General features: G+C 64.8%; 13 protein-coding genes. 8 read left to right on the top strand and 5 right to left on the bottom strand.

What is annotated here, in order from left to right; genetic code table 11:
- Nucleotides 1-23: 23 nt before the first annotated feature.
- Nucleotides 24-1,220 carry a GGDEF domain-containing protein gene (locus P5703_RS04280; RefSeq protein ID WP_264885126.1) on the bottom strand — a complete coding sequence of 399 codons (1,197 nt, stop codon included), beginning with the start codon at nt 1,218-1,220 and terminating at the stop codon, nt 24-26.
- 356 nt (nt 1,221-1,576) lie between these two features.
- Here P5703_RS04280 and P5703_RS04275 point away from each other — a divergent pair, with 356 nt between their 5' ends.
- Nucleotides 1,577-3,487 (top strand): autotransporter domain-containing protein, encoded by a 1,911-nt coding sequence (locus P5703_RS04275; RefSeq protein WP_264885127.1) that lies wholly within the window; start codon nt 1,577-1,579, stop codon nt 3,485-3,487.
- 57 nt (nt 3,488-3,544) lie between these two features.
- On the opposite strand, the gene P5703_RS04270 is transcribed toward P5703_RS04275, so the two are convergent.
- On the bottom strand, nt 3,545-4,444 hold the full coding sequence (locus P5703_RS04270) for a hypothetical protein (protein ID WP_017246197.1): 900 nt from the start codon (nt 4,442-4,444) through the stop codon (nt 3,545-3,547).
- A 360-nt stretch (nt 4,445-4,804) separates the two neighbouring features.
- Between P5703_RS04270 and P5703_RS04265 the strand changes: the two genes are divergently transcribed.
- A complete protein-coding gene (locus P5703_RS04265; RefSeq protein WP_011914218.1) occupies nt 4,805-5,077 on the top strand; it encodes a hypothetical protein in 273 nt (90 codons plus the stop codon).
- A gap of 10 nt (nt 5,078-5,087) precedes the next feature.
- Here the strand turns inward: P5703_RS04265 and P5703_RS04260 are convergent, their stop codons facing one another.
- The gene (locus P5703_RS04260) at nt 5,088-5,978 is read right to left on the bottom strand and encodes a LysR family transcriptional regulator ArgP (protein WP_017246198.1); all 891 of its coding nucleotides are present in this window, start codon (nt 5,976-5,978) and stop codon (nt 5,088-5,090) included.
- Nucleotides 5,979-6,070: 92 nt separating this feature from the next.
- On the opposite strand from P5703_RS04260, the gene P5703_RS04255 reads away from it, so the two are divergent.
- The 4 genes from P5703_RS04255 to P5703_RS04240 all read left to right on the top strand — a co-directional run bounded on the left by P5703_RS04255 (nt 6,071) and on the right by P5703_RS04240 (nt 10,799).
- Complete coding sequence (locus P5703_RS04255) at nt 6,071-6,679, top strand: LysE/ArgO family amino acid transporter (RefSeq protein ID WP_285585635.1); 609 nt, start codon at nt 6,071-6,073, stop codon at nt 6,677-6,679.
- A 397-nt stretch (nt 6,680-7,076) separates the two neighbouring features.
- The gene (locus P5703_RS04250) at nt 7,077-7,658 is read left to right on the top strand and encodes a superoxide dismutase (RefSeq protein ID WP_003299885.1); all 582 of its coding nucleotides are present in this window, start codon (nt 7,077-7,079) and stop codon (nt 7,656-7,658) included.
- Nucleotides 7,659-7,948: 290 nt separating this feature from the next.
- Nucleotides 7,949-10,009 (top strand): putative bifunctional diguanylate cyclase/phosphodiesterase, encoded by a 2,061-nt coding sequence (locus tag P5703_RS04245; RefSeq protein WP_285585633.1) that lies wholly within the window; start codon nt 7,949-7,951, stop codon nt 10,007-10,009.
- A 106-nt stretch (nt 10,010-10,115) separates the two neighbouring features.
- Nucleotides 10,116-10,799 (top strand): spermidine synthase, encoded by a 684-nt coding sequence (locus P5703_RS04240; RefSeq protein ID WP_011914222.1) that lies wholly within the window; start codon nt 10,116-10,118, stop codon nt 10,797-10,799.
- A 6-nt stretch (nt 10,800-10,805) separates the two neighbouring features.
- Here the strand turns inward: P5703_RS04240 and P5703_RS04235 are convergent, their stop codons facing one another.
- Nucleotides 10,806-11,699, bottom strand: a complete 894-nt coding sequence (locus P5703_RS04235; protein ID WP_017246200.1) for a GIDE domain-containing protein — start codon at nt 11,697-11,699, stop codon at nt 10,806-10,808.
- Nucleotide 11,700: 1 nt separating this feature from the next.
- Nucleotides 11,701-12,273, bottom strand: coding sequence for a LemA family protein (locus tag P5703_RS04230; RefSeq protein ID WP_011914224.1), 573 nt, complete (start codon nt 12,271-12,273; stop codon nt 11,701-11,703).
- Between the two features lie 167 nt (nt 12,274-12,440).
- Here P5703_RS04230 and P5703_RS04225 point away from each other — a divergent pair, with 167 nt between their 5' ends.
- Together P5703_RS04225 and P5703_RS04220 are read left to right on the top strand one after the other, a co-directional pair.
- On the top strand, nt 12,441-13,775 hold the full coding sequence (locus P5703_RS04225) for an imelysin family protein (protein ID WP_011914225.1): 1,335 nt from the start codon (nt 12,441-12,443) through the stop codon (nt 13,773-13,775).
- A 168-nt stretch (nt 13,776-13,943) separates the two neighbouring features.
- Nucleotides 13,944-15,362 carry a di-heme oxidoreductase family protein gene (locus P5703_RS04220; RefSeq protein ID WP_014597469.1) on the top strand — a complete coding sequence of 473 codons (1,419 nt, stop codon included), beginning with the start codon at nt 13,944-13,946 and terminating at the stop codon, nt 15,360-15,362.
- Nucleotides 15,363-15,398 lie beyond the last annotated feature (36 nt).

Here is a 15,398-nt window from a genome sequence, read left to right as displayed (position 1 = left end):
ACGCGCCGCACGCTACCCTGCGGCTAGCCGCTCAGCGCGAGCGACCCCTGCTGCAGCACCGCATCCGGCTCCATTGCGCAGAGCCGATTACGCCCGCCGGTCTTGGCGTAGTACATGCGTTTATCCGCCAGCTCCAGCAGATCCCGGTAGTCGCCCACCTGATCGCAGCGCCGCTCCGCCAGGCCGATGCTGGCGGTCAGCGGTGCGCCGTCCGGGCGCAGGCCGAGGCCTTGCCCGACAATACGCTCGAGCGCCAGGTGCGCCTGCTGCATGTCGGTATCCGGCATGATCAACAGGAACTCCTCGCCGCCCCAGCGCAGCAGGCTGTCGGACGCGCGCAGGGTCGTCACCAGACGCCGCGCCGCGCAGCGCAGCACCTGGTCGCCGGCTTCATGCCCGTGGTTGTCGTTGATCGACTTGAAATGATCCAGGTCGATGAAGGCCAGCGCCAGCGCGCCGTCCTTGCGCTGCGCGCTATCCCACTGCAGGCGCAGGATCTCCTCTCCGCTGCCACGGGAAAACACCCCCGTGAGCGGATCACGGATCGCCTGGCGCACCAGCGCGAACATGAATGCCAGCTGACTCATGCTGGCCAGGCTGGTGACACCGGCAATGAGGATCAGCAACCAGAACGCCCCTGCGAACGACGGCCAGTTGAGCGTGGCCCAGCTGAGATAGCCGGCGAACGCCTGGGCCAGCAGCAGCAGGCTGGCCAGCACCAGATTCTCCACCAGGGTCAACGGGAAGATGGTCAGCCCGGCCATCAGCACGAACGGCAGGAAGGCATAGCCCGCACCGACCACGACCGAGAACTGCGCCAGCTGATAGCTGCCGAGCAGGGTATGTGACGCGATGTAGAAGATTGTAGGTATCGCGAAGAGGATCGCGATCGCGCGGTAGGCATCCAGAAGATTGCCACTCGGCCGGTAGAACAAGAGCAGTCCGGTGAAGGCGAGGCAGGCCATCATTCGCAACCCGGCCAACGCCAGCCACAACCGCGGCTCGAACACCATCAGGTCGATCAGACTCCACAGAGGCGTCAGCACCGCGAAGAGAAAAGCGAACAGGCGGACGCGGTTGACGATCAGCGTCGCCCGGCGCTGGCAGAGCAGCAACGGATGGCGACCCGGCGTCAGCAGATGGCGCAGTTCATTGGGCTTGAGTTCGCTGGGCAGCAGCGTTGTCAGGCGGTTGAGCAGCAAATCGAGGGGCGATGGCATCTTATTGTTGTGCTCCCAACTGGGACGGTCTATTCGCAGCAGGCACGCCTCCGGCGACTCCCGAATACCGATGGCGGCTCTTCAATCCATTTCAAAGCGGCGACTACTCGGCAGGGCGAAAGCATTACCCCAGCCGCAAGCGGAGCCGATGGTAGCCAGTTGACCCCAGCATTCCCTTGAGCCAGGACAATGAATTGATTGCAAACAGCCATTACTTCCTTAGAGGTAGCGCCACTGAGGAACAATCGCCCTTTTGAGCGCTTATCGGCACGGACACCAGCCAGTAGCGTGACCGGGTCGCCCGCCCCGTCTGCGAGTCGACGTATCCACAAAAAGAACAATAAGGAGATACCCCCGTGCAAAGCGCTCTCAAGCCGCTTGCGGCAGCCGTTCTGCTCACCTGCGTGTCCAGCGTCGCTACTGCCGATAGCGGGCCGTTCAGCCAGTTCATCGTGTTCGGCGACTCGCTGAGCGATGCGGGCAACTTTCCGGATCTACAAAGCCCGACGCTCGGCGGCAACCCCACCGGGGGGTTGCGCTTCACCAACCGCACCGGTCCCACCTACGGACCGGGCGAGTACATCGGCGAGGTCGGCACCCAACGACTGGCCGGCATGCTGGGTCTGCAGTCCCTGCCATCCACACCGCTGCTACCGGCGCTGCTGACTGGCAACCCCGACGGGACCAACTATGCAGTGGGCGGTTACCGTACCGATCAGATACTCGACTCGATAAACGGCGACTCCATCGTTGAGGTAGGCGGCCTTAGCCGTACCCGACCCGGTTATCTGCGGGAAAATCCGCAAGTCGACAGCAATGCCCTGTACTACCTGAACGGTGGCGGCAACGACATCTTCCAGCTCAACACCAACCCGGTGACCATGGCCCAAGCCGCGAGCAATCTGGTGGCTGGCGTCGGCGCCCTGCAGGCAGCAGGAGCGCGCTACATCATCGTTTCCGATCTGCCCGACGTCGGTACCACGCCGTTGGGCGCCTTCACCGGGCAGGCTGCGACGTTCAACTTCCTGAGCGACCAGTTCAATGCCGAGCTGGCCAGCCAACTGCAAGCCCAGGGCGGCAACTACGTACTGGTGAACAATCGCCTGCTGCTCGCCGAGGTGCGCGCTGATCTGGCGGCGTTCGGCTTCGACCCCAACGTGGCACAGACCGCAGTGTGTTTCGACGCATCGGCCGGCAACTGCCAGGCTGATCCGGTTTACAGCCTCGGCGGCAGCGCGCCGGACCCAAGCCGCCTGCTGTTCAACGACGCCGTGCATCCCACCACCGCGGTTCACCAGATCAGCGCCGACTACCTCTATTCAATCCTGTCCGCGCCCTGGGAAGTCTCGCTGCTGCCGGAGATGGGCCGCTCCGCATTGCGCGCCCACCTGCAGCAGCTGGATACCGAGCTGGCCGCTCTGCGTGGCGATTGGCAACCGGTCGGCGCATGGCGCACCTTCGTTCAGGGCGGTTACAACCGACCTGAGTACGACGGTTACGGTGGTGGAGACGGACATGGTCTGAGCCTGTCGCTGGGTGTTACCCATCGATTGAGCGAAGCCTGGCTGGCCGGCGTCAGCCTCGGGCTGGCGGAAAACTCGCTGGAGCTGGGTCGAAACGACTCCGACTACGACATGCGCAGCTATCTGGCCACGGCGTTCGCCCGTTACGAGTATCAGCGCCTGTTCGCTGACTTCAGCCTCAGCGCAGGCTACCTGGACTACCACGACCTGAAGCGCACCTTCGCCCTCGGCATCACCGAGCGCACGGAAAAGGGCGACACCGAGGGAACCCTCTGGGGCGCCGCGGTGAAGACCGGCTTCAACCTGATGCAGCCGGGCGATCGCCTGCAGTTCGGGCCGTTCATCGGTGCCAGCTACCAGAAAGTGGACGTCGACGGATACAGCGAGAAAGGCGCCCGTTCTACCACCCTGAGCTATGACGATCAGGAACTGGACTCGCTACGCCTGTCGCTCGGCCTGTTCGGCGACTATGCCCTGACCGAACGCACGCGACTGTTCGGCGAGGTGGCACGGGAGGTGGAGCGCGAGGATGAGGACCGCCGCGACTTGCGCATGTCCTTGAACAGCGTGCCGGGCAACAGTTTCGAACTGCCCGGAGCGGTGCCGACCGGCGACCAGACACGTTTCAGCGTCGGCCTGACGCACCGCCTGACGCCCGGCCTGGCGCTGCGTGCCAATTACCATTACCGCGGAAACGACAACCGCGACCACGGGCTCGGACTGTCGCTGGCCTTGGATCTGTAGAGGGAGACGCTCAAAGGCCGCCGCCGCGAATGCGCGCGGCGGCCGAGCGAGGTGAACTCAGCGCCCGTCGATCTGCCCTTGCAGGTTGGCAATCTGCCCCTGCATGGCGTTGATGGTGCGGGTGACCTGGGCGCGGAAGGAATCGAATTCGGCGGTATTGGTATTGTTGGCAGGCGCCGGACGGTTTTCCAGTTCGCTGCGCAGCACCAGGATGTCCTGCTCCAGACGGCTGATCGCCTGACTCTGGTTACCACCCTGCTTGAGCACCGCCACGTCCTTGCTCAGGCTGTCGATCCGTCCGGCCAGCTTGGCCTGCTCGTCCAGCGCAGACTTCAGCGTGGCCTGCTCGCTACCGAGGGTCTTGACCGTCTCGGCCAGCGATGCGGTGGTGCCCTGCTGGCTCTGCACGTCGGACCCCAGCCGCTCCAGGCGCTTGCCCTGCTCTTCCATGCGCTGATCCTGATTGCCTTGCCGGCCGGCCAGGCTCTGCTGCTCGGTGGCAAAGGCCTGCTGTTGGCGAGCGAGGTCGATGGCCTGCTGCTCGAGCTGCTTGATCCGAAGTTTCACCGCCTCGCTCTCGGTGGTGACGTTGGACTCGGTCGCCACCACCTTGCCGGAAATGTCCTGCAGCCTTCCGGCGGCGTCCTCGCTGATCCGCGCGAAGCTTTCCTGCGTGGCGACCAGCTGCATCTCCAGCATCGCGATCTTCTGATAGCTCCACCAGCCCAGGGCGCCGAGGCTGATCAGCAGCGCCAGCACCACGACCCACAGCGGCGCCGTGCTCGCCTTGCCACCGCTGGCCGGGCGGCGCTTCTGCCGCGGACGGGTGTCGTCAGTGTAATCGCCCGAGCCCTTGCGAATCGGCTCCAGATCCGGCGCCGGGTAGGGCTCCACACGGTCACGGCCTGCGGTCAGGCTGGGGATGTTGTCCAGTTCGTCGTGAGCATCGTTGCGCATGGGTTACCTTCGATGGCGCGGTGCGAAAAACAGCGCGCAGTATAAACGGTTCGGGGCGCGGCCATCAGCGACTCGCGTCTGCCGCCCTGGATGCACCGCGGTAGAGCATCGCGACGGCGCTGACGCGCATCACGGTGCAGTGAAAGCCAGCACCGGATCGGTCGCCGACAGCTGCCGGGACTGGTTCGGCAATGGCTCGACAGTCTGCACGCCTCACCAGCCGGGCGTTTCGCTTGCCCGTCACATTCCTGATGAGACACAGCCAGCAAATTGGTACGCCGCTTGCTCCATCACCCGTGCCAGCGGATAGACACTTCTGACAGGGATGTCGGGCCTTAGGGCAATCACGAGGAACACAGCATGGAGCTGAACAAGGCAGTGATCGACTGCATGCGCAGCCTGCGTCGCAGACTTCGCGACGAACAGCAACTGGACATCCACCTCAACCAGCCGGACGCCGTGACCGCCATGCTTGCCGGCTGCATGCGTTCGAACGATGAACTGACGCGCGAACTCGGGCGCCAGCTCGCCGCCTTCAGCGACCAGCTACCGCCCGCTCCGCCGCCGGTATCCCACGCGGCCAGCAGCGGCGGCAGCGTGCGCATCTATCGAGGCCAGCGAGTGCTCGCCTGAGCCAGAACCATCACTCGACCAGCAACCAGTCGCTGGCGCAGCGCACCAGATGCCGAGTCAGCTCGTCGAGCAGCTGTCCGCCGTTACGCCAGTGGTGCCAGTACAGCGGCACGTCGATCGGCGGCCCGGACAGCACATCGACCAGCTCACCACGCGCAAGTTCGCCACGCACCTGAAGCTCCGGTGCCAGGCCCCAGCCGAGCCCGCTTCGTAACAGGCGCACAAAGCCTTCCGACGATGGGCACAGGTGGTGAAGGAGGATCTCCCCGCCGCCGACCGCCGCCATGTAGCGATGCTGCAGCTGGTCGTCCGGGCCGAACACCACGGCAGGAACACGCCCCAGGTCCGCAGCACGCGCACCCCGCTGGAAATGTCGCTCGATGAACGCCGGGCTGGCCAGGGCGCGATAACGCATCGCCCCGAGAAACTGGCTGCGCGCACCCGCCACCGGTCGCTCCGCAGCGCAGACGCAGGCCGCAACCTCCCCTGCGCGCATGCGCTTGAGCCCGACCGCCTGATCTTCCACCACGTGATCGAGCAGCACCCGGTTCTCGGCGCAGAACGGCGCCACTGCACCCGCCCACCAGGTCGCCAGGGTGTCGGCATTGAGGGCGATACGCAGGCGTTCCGGCAGGCGGTTTTCATCCAGCGCCGGGACCTGTCCCTGCAAGTCGCGTTCGAGCAGCCGTACCTGCTGCACATGGTTGAGCAGGCGCTGGCCCAGTTCGGTGGGCCTGGGCGGCGTATCACGCAGCAATACCGGCTGACCGACGCGTGCCTCGAGCAGCTTGATCCGCTGCGATATCGCCGACTGCGACAGCCCCAATGCCTGGGCGGCACGCTCGAAACCCGCCTGTTCCACGACCGCCGCCAGCGCAGCCAGCAATTTGTAATCGAACATCAGTTTCCCTAATGCCACCTGAGCATAATTGGTTTCTCTTATAGCTTGCCGATGCCCAGACTCGCCAGCAGAAAACGAACGAGGCGTGCGGCATGAATGCGATCTGGCAGAGCTATATCAACGGACTTCTGGTGACGGCGGGGCTGATCATGGCGATCGGCGCCCAGAACGCCTTCGTGCTCGCCCAGAGCCTGCGCCGCGAACACCACCTGCCGGTAGCAGCGCTGTGCATCGTCTGCGATGTCCTGTTGGTCAGCCTCGGAGTGTTCGGGCTGGCCGCACTGCTGGCGAGCAGCCCGCTGTTGCTGGAGACCACCCGCTGGGGCGGCGTGGCCTTTCTGCTCTGGTACGGCACGCTGGCCCTGCGTCGCGCGGCCAGGCCACAGAGCCTGCGTAGCGAAGACGCGCAACCGCGCCCGCTACGCGCGGTATTACTGGCCGCGTTGGCGGTGACGCTGCTCAATCCGCATGTCTATCTGGATACCGTGGTACTGATCGGCACCCTTGGCGCGCAGCAGCCAGAACCCGGGGCTTATACCCTGGGGGCCGCCAGCGCTTCGGCTCTGTGGTTTCTCACCCTTACGCTGGGCGGCGCATGGCTCGCCCCCTGGCTGGCCCGTCCGCTGACCTGGCGGCTGATCGATCTCGGCGTGGCCGCCATGATGTTCGCCATCGCCGCCCAGCTGGCATTCGCTGCCTGACCGTCAGCGCGCGGCATTGCACCGCGCACCTTTTCCCACATCGTACGGAACACCACGCCCGACTATGCGGTCCACGCAAGGCACAGCCGATCGTCCGCATCCAAGGCGCCGCGCCGCAACCGCTCTGGAACCAATAGTCCATACAGTTGCCGCGTGGTTTTGCCGCAGGTCGGATGCTATGATCGCTGGCTCGCAGACATGGAGCGGAAGGCTTCAGTCTGTCTGTTCGGCCGACCGTGAACGGCCAGAGATTGCGCAAGCATGTAGCGAGCGAAGGGAACGACAGAGGCAAGAGCAGGACGCGATGCAGCGCCTGCTCGCCGGCTACGCCGGCAAACCACGTACGTCCCTCCGAGCTGGCCGCATCAATCCTCGACACCTGAGTAGGAGATACATCATGGCTTTCGAATTGCCGCCGCTGCCTTACGAAAAGAACGCCCTCGAGCCGCACATGTCCGCCGAGACGCTCGACTACCATCACGACAAGCACCACGCTGCCTACGTGACCAACCTGAACAACCTGATCCCGGGCACCGAGTTCGAAGGCAAGGATCTGGAATCCATCATCAAGACCTCTTCGGGTGGCATCTTCAACAACGCCGCCCAGGTCTGGAACCACACCTTCTTCTGGAACTGCCTGGCGCCGAACGCCGGTGGCCAGCCGACCGGCGCGCTGGCTGATGCCATCAACGCCTCCTTCGGCTCGTTCGACAAGTTCAAGGAAGAGTTCACCAAGACCGCCATCGGCACCTTCGGCTCCGGCTGGGCCTGGCTGGTGAAGAAGTCCGACGGTAGCCTGGGCCTGGCCAGCACCATCGGTGCCGGCAACCCGATGACCGCAGGCGACAAGCCGCTGCTGACCTGCGATGTCTGGGAGCACGCCTACTACATCGACTACCGCAACGCCCGTCCGAAGTTTGTCGAAGCGTTCTGGAACCTGGTGAACTGGGACTTCGTCGCGAAGAACTTCGCAGGCTAAGCCCAAGCCCCAGCAGTGAATCAAAATGCCCGCGCTCATGCGGGCATTTTCATTTAAGGCTCGGGCACGGCCTGCCGCTATAAAGATGCAGGGCAGGACGCCGTAGCGCTACTGCATGCGCGCCCGATGTGCAATGTTCCCTTCGGATGACGGGTCGCGCTTGCATCACGCAAGGCACTGCCTGCACAGTCGCCGCTGCTGACTTACCGGTGTAAATTGCCTCTTTGACGATTGCAGAATGACTATCAATACTTCCGCAACCGCGCGTCGGCACGGAAAAGGACCTTCATTTGAAGCTGGAAATGCGCAATAGCCTGTCACGGAAGCTCCTGCGTGTAGTCCTGCTATCGGCGCTGGCGGTAGGGCTGGTGCTCAGCTGCGCGCAGATCATCTTCGGCGCCTACAAGACGCGCCAGCTGATCGAGGCCGATGCCCAGCGCATCCTGCGCATGACGCGCGATCCTTCCACCCAGGCCATCTACAGCCTGGATCGGGAAATGGGTGCGCAGGTGATGGAAGGCCTGTTCCAGCACGAATCGATTCGCATGGCCTCGATCGGCCACCCGGACGAAGGCATGCTGGCACTGAAGATCCGCCCGCCCATCAGCCTGCCGACCCGCTGGCTGACCGACCCGATCCTTCACGAGGATCGCCAGTTTTCCATTCCTCTGATCGGCAAGCCGCCCTACAACGAGTATTACGGCGAACTGCGGATCACCCTGGACACGGCCCAGTACGGCCAGGAATTCGTCAACGACTCCATCGTCATCTTCATCGTCGGCATTCTGCGCGCCCTCACCCTGGGGTTGGTGCTCTTCCTGATCTACCAGTGGCTGCTGACCCGCCCGCTGACCAAGCTCATCGAGCACCTGGCACAGATCAATCCGGACCGCCCCGGCGAGCACAAACTGCCGATGATCCGAGGACATGAGCGCAACGAGCTGGGCCTCTGGGTGGAAACCGCCAACGGCCTGCTGGCCTCCATCGAACACAACATGCACCTGCGCCAGGAAGCCGAGAGCAGTCTGCATCGCATGACCCAGTACGACTCCCTGACCGGCCTGCCCAACCGGCAGCAGCTGCAAAGCCAGCTGGACCATATCCTCGACGAGGCGCGCCGCCTGCAGCGACGGGTCGCCGTACTCTGCCTGGGGCTCGACGACTTCAAGGGCATCAACGAGCAGTACAGCTACCAGGCAGGCGACTGCCTGCTCAAGGGGTTGGCGGATCGCCTGCGCGAATCGGCGGGTCGCCTGGGCGCACTGGCGCGGCTGGGCGGTGACCAGTTCGTGTTGGTGCTCAGCGGCATCGAACAACCCTATGAGGCTGCCGAACTGGCCCAGGCCGTGCTCGACGACCTGGATAATCCGATCGACCTGGACGGCCACCCGATTCGTCTGCGCGCCACGATCGGCATCACGCTGTACCCCGAGGATGGCGACAATACCGAGAAGCTGCTGCAAAAGGCCGAGCAGACCATGACGCTGGCCAAGAGCCGCTCACGCAACCGCTATCAGTTCTACGTCGCCAGCATCGACAGCCAGATGCGTGCGCGGCGGGAGCTGGAGAAGGATCTCAGCGAAGCCCTCAAGCGCAACGAGTTCCACCTGGTCTATCAGCCGCAGGTCGACTACCGGCAGAACCGCATCACCGGGGTCGAGGCGCTGATTCGCTGGAAACATCCGCAAGGCAAGCTGGTACCGCCGGACCTGTTCATACCTCTGGCCGAGCAGAACGGCAGCATCATCGAAATCGGCAAGTGGGTGCTCGACCAGGCCTGCAGCCAGCTGCGCCAGTGGCACGCGCAGGGCCATACCGGACTGCGTGTGGCGGTGAACCTGTCCACCGTGCAGCTGCGTCATCCGCAGCTGCCAGCCATGATCGGCGAGCTGCTGCAGGCCCATCAGTTGCCCGCCGAGACCCTCGAACTGGAGGTCACCGAGACCGGCCTGATGGAAGATATCGACGCGGCGGCGCACAACCTGCACAGCCTGCGACGCTCCGGCGCGCTGATCGCCATCGACGACTTCGGCACCGGCTATTCCTCGCTGAGCTATCTGAAAAGCCTGCCACTGGACAAGATCAAGATCGACAAGAGCTTCGTGCAGGACATCAGTCAGGACGAGGGCGCAACCATCGTCCGGGCGATCATCCAGCTGGGCAAGAGCCTCGGCATGACCGTGATCGCGGAAGGCGTCGAAACTCCTGAGCAGGAAGCCTACCTGATCGCCGAAGGCTGCCAGGAAGGCCAGGGCTACTATTACAGCAAGCCCCTGCCGGCGCGGGATCTCGACCTGCTGCTGCGCCAGTCGGCGCCCTTCGATCGAGCGGGCAACTCCGAGCTGCGCTAGTCGCGCGGCCACTTTGGCATGCAGCGCCCAAAGCGCTGGCCAGCGCCAGCGACTTGCGCCACACTCGGCGCCCTTCTGGCCCATCGCGGCCGACGACGAGCCGCCCATGAAACGCTTCGTACTGCTGGATACCGCCGCCATTCCCGCCGGGGGCGCCTTGTGTCTGTTCGAATATGGCGACGATTTCGTCATCAAGATCCAGGGTGGCAACGGTAACCAGCTGATGAACACTCGCACGCACGGCTCGGAAGACGCGCTGGCGGAAATCCCCTGCAAACGGATCGCCAGCCGAGCGCAGGTTCGAGTACTGATCGGCGGGCTGGGGATGGGCTTTACCCTCGCCTCGGCCCTGCGCCAGCTGGGCGCGGACGCCGAGGTACTGGTCGCCGAGCTGGTGCCCGGGGTCATCGAATGGAACCGCGGCGCGCTCGGCGAGAAGTCCGGCCATCCGCTGCGCGATGCCCGCACCCGGGTACTGAACCAGGATGTTGCCGAGCTGCTCCGGGCTCAGCCAGAGGGCTTCGATGCGATCATGCTGGATGTCGACAACGGCCCCGAGGGCCTGACGCAGAAGCGCAACAGCTGGCTCTATTCGCTGGATGGCCTCGATGCCTGCGCCCGCGCCTTGCGGCCGGGCGGCGTACTGGCGGTGTGGTCGGCCAGCGCTGACCGGGCCTTTTCCGAGAAGCTCGCCAGGGCCGGCTTCAAGGCGGAGGAGGTGCAGGTGTACGCCCATGGCAACCGCGGCACCCGACACACCATCTGGATTGCCGACAAGCGCAAGCGCTGAGCGGCTCTACCAGGCCGTCACCCCCAGCTGCAACGCCAGCCACAGCGCACCTGCCAGACACATCAGCGCGCCGCCCGCCGCCTGCCAGTGGAAGCGTCGCGCCAGCACGTCCTCGCCATGGCTGGACAGCACGAAAGGCAGTGCCTCCGCCGGCCGCGTCAGGTGATGCAACGCCGGCGCCGTGCTCTGCTGGCGATGCCGGTCTTCGGCCTCGAGCCGCGCCGCCAGGCGCACCCGGCTCCATTCCTGCTCATCCAACTGGCCGTCGGCGTTGCTGTCGAAACGCTGCAGCAGACCGGCGAAATCACCCTTCCACTCGCGAATCACCTCGCGCTTGGCGGCGGGCAGATCCAGCCCGTGCCGACCGCCACCACGGGTGCGGAAATCGCCGATGGCGTAAAGCGGCTCGCCTTCGTGCAGCCGCTCTTCGGTATAGCGGTAGCGTTTGCCACTGCTGAACAGGCCCAGCCAGCCGCTCGGCGCAACGCCACGAGGGTGGCGCAGATCGCCGGTCCAAACCCGGCGAAAGGCTGGATGGACGTCCGCGCCGCGCGGATCGATCAGGCATTCGCCGGTGGCGTCGGCCAGACGCAGCCAGGCTTCACTGGTGCCGCGCTCCACCACGTTCCAGCTGCTGCGCTTGCCATTGGAGCGGTACTCCTCGATACGGTAACGCCACCACAGACAAGGCTCGCCGGTCAGCGGCGCCACCGGCGGTGGCACCGCCAGCTCGCGCAGCACGCCGACCAGCTCGACATAGCCTTGGGCCGCTGACCGAATGCGCGATGTCGGGGTGTCCAGCAGATGGCGCGCACGCGACCAGCGATCGATGCATATCCATGCGCCGCCGATCCAAAGGGCTGCAGCCAGGACGTAAGTGAACAGCTGACCGGGATCCATCTCAGCCAAACAGCGCCTTGAGGTTCACGTCGGCCTTCTCCGCCTCGCTGAACTGCAGCAGCGCCGCCTCCTTGAAACCGAATGCACGAGCAAGGATGACATCGGGAAATTGCTCGATGCGCACGTTGTTCAGGTTCACGGCCTCGTTGTACAGCTCGCGGCGATCGGCGATGCCGCTCTCCAGGCCGCTGATGCGCTGCTGCAGATGCCGAAAGCTGTCGTTGGCCTTGAGCTCGGGATAGTTCTCGGCCAGCGCGAAGAGCCGCCCAAGCCCGGCCCGCAGTCCGGTCTCGGCCTGCCCCAGCGCGCCGACATCGCCCAGCTCGCGCGCACTGGAAACCGCGTTGCGGGCACTGATCACCTGCTCCAGCGTGTTGCGCTCGTGCTGCATGTACTGGCGGCAGGTCTCCACCAGTTTGGGCAGTTCTTCATGGCGCTGGCGCAACAGCACGTCGATGTTCGCCCAGGCCTTGCCGACGCCATGCTTCAGACGCACCAGACCGTTGTAGAGGATCACCCCATAGGCGGCGACGAGGAACAGCACCACCAGCACAACCACCATACTCAAGCTCATCCCTTTCTCCAGGCAATTCCAGAACGCCAGCATTCTATCGGCAGCTGCGTAACGCGATAGAGAGCCGGCGCACGCATTGGCTTTGCACAAAATGAAAATCTTTCGCATTATTGACCGCTTCCGAGCAGTCCTCGGCTTCGTTCACTCGCACGCAAAGGAACCCGCACATGCTACGCACCCCCATCTGGGCAACCGCCAGCCTTCTCGCCGTGGCCATCTCCCTCGCCGGTTGCGGTGAAGACAAGACGCCCACGAACCAGACCGCGGCCCCGCAGAGCACGACCGAAAGCGTGCCGGCCGAGCAAGCGCAGAAGCCTGACGAGAAGGCCGCCAAGGCTGTGGTCAGCCACTATGCCGACCTGGCGCTGGCCGTGTTCAGCGATGCCCATGCCACCGCAGTGCAGCTCCAGCAGGCCATCGACGCCCTGCTCGCCAACCCCAGCGAAGAAACCCTGCAGGCCGCTCGCCAGGCCTGGCTGGCCGCCCGCGTGCCCTACATGCAGACCGAGGTGTTCCGCTTCGGCAACCCGGTGGTGGACGAGTGGGAGGGCCAGCTCAACGCCTGGCCGCTGGATGAAGGCCTGATCGATTACGTCGAAGGCGACTACCAGCATGCGCTGGGCAACCCGGGCGCCAATGCCAACATCATCGCCAACACCGAGCTGCAGGTCGGCGAAGACAAGATCGACACCAGCGAGATCACCGCGGAGCTGCTGACCAGCCTCAACGAGCTGGCCGGATCCGAGGCCAACGTTGCCACCGGCTACCACGCCATCGAGTTCCTTCTCTGGGGCCAGGACCTCAACGGCACCGGTCCCGGTGCGGGCGAGCGGCCGTACACCGACTACGTCGAAGGCGAAGGCTGCACCGGCGGCAACTGTGACCGTCGCCGTACCTATCTGAAGGTGGCCACCGACCTGCTGGTCAGCGATCTGCAGGAGATGGTCGAGCAGTGGCAGCCGGGCGCCGAGAACTATCGCGCCAGCCTGGAAGCCGAATCGGCGGAGAACGGCCTGCGCAAGATGCTGTTCGGCATGGGCAGCCTGTCGCTCGGCGAACTGGCCGGCGAGCGCATGAAGGTCGCCCTGGAGGCCAATTCCACCGAAGACGAGCACGACTGCTTCAGCGACAACACCCACAACTCGCACTTCTACAATGCCCGCGGCATCCGCAACGTTTATCTGGGCGAGTACAAGCGCGTCGACGGCAGCACCCTGACCGGTCCGAGCCTGGCCTCGCTGGTCCAGGGCGTGAGCCCGGAGGTGGACAGCACGCTGAAGACCGACCTGGAAAGCACCGAAGCCAAGCTGCAGGTGCTGGTGGAAAGCGCCAACAACGGCGAAGCCTTCGACCAGCTGATCGCCGCCGACAATGCCGAAGGCCAGGAAAAGGTGCGCAACGCGATCGCCGCGCTGGTCAAGCAGACCGCGTCCATCGAACAGGCTGCTGCTGCCCTCGGCATCAGCGACCTCAACCCGGACACCGCCGATCACGAATTCTGATCGGGAGCGGCACGGGCGCCGCGCGCTGGCGCCCGTGTCTCCGTTCGGCGAACAACCGGCGGCGGAGCCTGCAATCCGCCGCATCCTCAAATGCAAATCCCTCTTATTCCATTTCGATTAGGCTGCTAAGATTGCGCGGCTTAATCCAACGCTCCGCAGGTATCCCCGATGCGCCCGTCGTTTCGCCGCTTCTTCCCGCTGCTGGCCGTGTTTCTGGCTGCCTGCGGCAACGACGAAACCCCGCGCTTCGAGCAGGCCGAGCCCGGCGAAGCCCTCTCGGGCGGTAACGCCACGGTGATGAAGTTCGACCAGAACGCGTTCTCCATGCCATCGGCCAACCTGGCACCGATGCGCCGACTCGACTTCAGCGTCGGCAACAGCTTCTTCCGCAATCCCTGGGTCATCGCCCCTGCGTCCACTACCGCACGCGACGGTCTCGGCCCGCTGTTCAACACCAACGCCTGCCAGAACTGTCACATCAAGGACGGGCGCGGGCATCCGCCGGCAGCCGATGCCGCCAGTGCCGTCTCGATGCTGGTACGTCTGTCCATTCCGGCCGGCCCGGAACACGCCGAAGTCGTCCGCGAGCGCGGCATCGCACCGGAGCCGAGCTATGGCGGCCAGCTGCAGGACATGGCGATTCCCGGCGTCGCGCCGGAGGGCAAGGTGCGCCTGCGTTACTCCACCGAGCGCGTGCGTTTCGCCGATGGCAGCGAAGTCGAGCTCCGTAGACCGGAGATCGAACTGAGCGAGCTGGGGTACGGCGACATGCATCCCGACACCCTGATGTCGCCGCGCATCGCACCGCCGATGATCGGCCTCGGGCTGCTGGAAGCCATCCCAGAGGAAGCGCTGCTGGCCAATGCCGACCCCGACGATCGCAATGGCGACGGCATTTCCGGCCGACCCAATCGGGTGTTCGACCAGACCAGCCGGCAGACCGTCATCGGCCGTTTCGGCTGGAAGGCCGGCCAGCCGAGCCTCAACCAGCAGAACGCCGACGCCTTCTTCAACGACATGGGACTGTCCACCAGCCTGTTCAGCGGCAGCAGCTGCACCGAGCGGCAGGTCGAATGCCGGGCGATGCCCGACGGCGGCGAGCCTGAGGTAAGCGACAACATCCTCGCCCAGGTGCTGTTCTACACGCGCAACCTCGGCGTACCGGCACGGCGCAACGTTGGTGATCCGCAGGTACTGGCCGGCAAGACACTGTTTCACCGCGCCGGCTGCCACGGCTGCCACGTACCACAATTCACCACCGCCGCCGATGCCGCGGAGCCCGAGCTGGCCAATCAGGTGATCCGCCCCTATACCGACCTGCTGCTGCACGACATGGGCGAAGGCCTGGCCGACCACCGCCCCGAGTTCGAAGCCAGCGGCCGCGAGTGGCGCACCCCACCGCTGTGGGGCATCGGCCTGACCAAGACGGTCAGTGGACATACCCAGTTCCTGCATGACGGGCGCGCCCGCAACCTGCTCGAAGCCATTCTCTGGCACGGCGGCGAAGCGGAGCGATCGCGCCAGATCGTGCTGGGCTTCGATCAGGACGAACGCAACGCACTGCTGAGCTTCCTCGAGTCGCTCTGAGTGAACCCATGTATCCATGCTTTCCCGGCGCGAGAG

The sequence above is a fragment of the Stutzerimonas sp. FeSN7 genome (genome assembly GCF_030263795.1).
Taxonomy (GTDB): Bacteria; Pseudomonadota; Gammaproteobacteria; order Pseudomonadales; family Pseudomonadaceae; genus Stutzerimonas; species Stutzerimonas stutzeri.
Note: the sequence above shows the minus strand (reverse complement) of the source record. Positions and strands in the feature narration are given on the sequence as shown.

What these genes read in the sequence shown, in the direction of transcription:
- P5703_RS04255 (WP_285585635.1), top strand. Translation starts at nt 6,071, where the DNA reads ATGAATGCGATCTGGCAGAGCTATATCAACGGACTTCTGGTGACGGCG.
- P5703_RS04230 (WP_011914224.1), bottom strand. Translation starts at nt 12,273, where the DNA reads ATGAGCTTGAGTATGGTGGTTGTGCTGGTGGTGCTGTTCCTCGTCGCC.
- P5703_RS04225 (WP_011914225.1), top strand. Translation starts at nt 12,441, where the DNA reads ATGCTACGCACCCCCATCTGGGCAACCGCCAGCCTTCTCGCCGTGGCC.
- P5703_RS04280 (WP_264885126.1), bottom strand. Translation starts at nt 1,220, where the DNA reads ATGCCATCGCCCCTCGATTTGCTGCTCAACCGCCTGACAACGCTGCTG.
- P5703_RS04260 (WP_017246198.1), bottom strand. Translation starts at nt 5,978, where the DNA reads ATGTTCGATTACAAATTGCTGGCTGCGCTGGCGGCGGTCGTGGAACAG.
- P5703_RS04235 (WP_017246200.1), bottom strand. Translation starts at nt 11,699, where the DNA reads ATGGATCCCGGTCAGCTGTTCACTTACGTCCTGGCTGCAGCCCTTTGG.
- P5703_RS04220 (WP_014597469.1), top strand. Translation starts at nt 13,944, where the DNA reads ATGCGCCCGTCGTTTCGCCGCTTCTTCCCGCTGCTGGCCGTGTTTCTG.
- P5703_RS04265 (WP_011914218.1), top strand. Translation starts at nt 4,805, where the DNA reads ATGGAGCTGAACAAGGCAGTGATCGACTGCATGCGCAGCCTGCGTCGC.
- P5703_RS04240 (WP_011914222.1), top strand. Translation starts at nt 10,116, where the DNA reads ATGAAACGCTTCGTACTGCTGGATACCGCCGCCATTCCCGCCGGGGGC.
- P5703_RS04250 (WP_003299885.1), top strand. Translation starts at nt 7,077, where the DNA reads ATGGCTTTCGAATTGCCGCCGCTGCCTTACGAAAAGAACGCCCTCGAG.
- P5703_RS04270 (WP_017246197.1), bottom strand. Translation starts at nt 4,444, where the DNA reads ATGCGCAACGATGCTCACGACGAACTGGACAACATCCCCAGCCTGACC.